The sequence below is a fragment of the Oceanobacillus sp. HCA-5259 genome (assembly GCF_037892815.1).
In the GTDB taxonomy this organism is placed as follows: domain Bacteria; phylum Bacillota; class Bacilli; order Bacillales; family Amphibacillaceae; genus Oceanobacillus; species Oceanobacillus indicireducens.
Genome location: NZ_JBBKBV010000068.1, coordinates 1 through 2,231, shown reverse-complemented (window position 1 = coordinate 2,231; position 2,231 = coordinate 1). Strand labels below are relative to the sequence as shown.

The window sequence follows — 2,231 nt, the reverse complement described above, 5'->3', positions numbered from 1 at the left end:
TGTATTTGGCAAGTGTAAAATGTATGAAACGGCAGCCCTTTTTGTAAACCACTTGCCAACCTCTAATTTTTCATCATCATAGACTCTTTCATTCGTTTACTTTCACCCCCAAACAGAATGAGGTGGGAGTGGTGGATTAGGCGATCCACTACGGCTTCCGTTAGAATTGGATCGCCAAAGACATGGTTCCACTGTCCGAATTGAAGATTGGTAGTAATGATAATGCTCCGTTTTTCATAACACATAGATATCACTTGAAACAGTAGTTCTGCACCTTGCTTATGCAATGGAATATAGCCTAGCTCATCTAATATTAATAGATCAAGTTTATCTATTCTGTTAAACAGCCCGGTCAACGTACCTTTTTCATTCGCTTCCAACAGCTCATTTGCCAATGAAGCAACGGTATAGAACTTCACTCGCTTGCCATACTTCTGTATGGCATTGATTCCTATGAGCGTAGAGAGGTAGGTTTTACCTGCACCTACTCCACCATAAAAAATCATATTTTCCTTTGCCTCGATAAATTCTCCTTCTAATACCGATTCTTGACTTAACCCCTGACCCAATTGAATATCTGTCCAATCAAAAGGATTGCCAGACACGTTCGGCAGCGTTGCCTTTTTGAATAATAGGTTTATCTTACGCTCCTCACGCTGTTCCACTTCCTTTTCAAAAAGTGTTAATAAGTATTGTTGAGGATCTTCTATGTTCACCGTATGGAAATTCTCACGAATCCAGCTGAGTTTTAATCGCTTTGCGTACTCCTGAATCATTTCATGCATTATGCCTGCCTCCTTTCAGAGGAAAAGAAGACATCATATTTCTTAATCCCTCGCTCAGCGACTGGCATGACTGGGATGCTAGGCTTCATCTCCAACGTATCACGATAACCTCGCCCGTGAATAAGTTGATGGAAAACCTGTTTGATTGATTCGGAAGATGGATGGCTCCTTTTAGAAGCTATCTCCAACGCTTCTGTTGCCTTTTCTAAACTATGTTCTTTCAGTAATGTTGATAATAGTTTGAGAGCTTCTTTCTTCTCCTCAACGGTGCATTCATTCAAATAGCTTCGCCAGCGTTCCGGTAATTGGCCATAGAACGTCGTATATTTCAAAGCTGTTGGCCTTGTGGCCATAAGAGATAGGTAGGGTTGCCATACCATTGATTTTGATGCATTTCCGTAGATTCGGTTATGTCTTACAATTTTTTCGTATCTATCCGAAAGGATAGTAACTTGATCATATGTGATTGCCACCAAGACTTTTTGTTTTGCGTAACGTGGGGAAGTGGAGTATTTTTTTGTATCCACTTGGACAAACCCATATTTATCAGCTTTCAAAGTTTCATAGCGTACACAACTATACTCCTTGGCCGGTAAGTGTAAAAATGCATGCTTATCTTCTTCGAACAATTTACTGATTTCTTCCTTTTTCTCATAATGTTGGCGATGACGATCTTTTTCAGCTTCTCCCCACAACTTGGTATTGAATTCGTCTAATTGAAATACTCTTCGTTCTGGTAAAAAGAAATTATTACGAACATACTTAACCATTGCTTCCACATGACCTTTTTCATTCCCTGAACCTGGATTACAAAATTCATATTCGAAACCGTAGTGTAAGACAAACCTTTCAAATCCCTCCGTCAGTTCACGTCTTCCATGAGGAAGAATCTTTTTCACCGCAGGTGATAAGTTATCAAAACGAACTCTTCTAGGTACACCCCCAAGGTGATGAAAGAATCGTTTCATGCCTTCCAAGAAACAGTCTTGATTCTGGGACTCAAACACCTGAACCAGAAATGCATTACTGTACGGGAAAGACATAACCAGATACGGAAGTTCTATGACTTCTCCCTCTACCTTAAACGGTGCCTCTCCAAAGTCTACCTGGGCATCCCCTGGACTTGCTTCTAACGGAAGAGCTGCCTCATCGTTTGCTTCCATCTCTTCAAGTAATTCTATTTTCCGCTTAGAGACATATGCTCTCACCGTTCGGTCTGAACCTTTAAATCCACACTCTTCCTTTAATAACTCCCAAATACGCTTCGCAGTTCTCCGATATTTCTTTTTCTTCTTCAAATCTTCCCTCAACCACTGATCCACAATCTCTTTCACCGGATCCATAACCGGAGAGGGTTGATGTTTCCTTCCTTTCAATTCAGGTTGGAATTCATCTAGATCCGCATATTTCTGTACGGTTCTTGGGTCTCTATTTGTTCTTCTCGCA

At 40.7% G+C, this 2,231-nt stretch carries 2 protein-coding genes; both read right to left on the bottom strand.

From position 1 onward, the window contains the following. Positions 1-62 precede the first annotated feature (62 nt). Positions 63-785, bottom strand: a complete 723-nt coding sequence (gene istB, locus WKU33_RS18720) for an IS21-like element helper ATPase IstB (RefSeq protein WP_340456095.1) — start codon at positions 783-785, stop codon at positions 63-65. Beyond that, positions 785-2,231, bottom strand: a 1,447-nt coding sequence (gene istA / locus WKU33_RS18715) for an IS21 family transposase (RefSeq protein WP_340456093.1), incomplete at its 5' end; no start/stop codon positions are given. The genes istA and istB, both read right to left, overlap by 1 nt.

What these genes read in the sequence shown, in the direction of transcription:
- istB (WP_340456095.1), bottom strand. Translation starts at nt 785, where the DNA reads ATGCATGAAATGATTCAGGAGTACGCAAAGCGATTAAAACTCAGCTGG.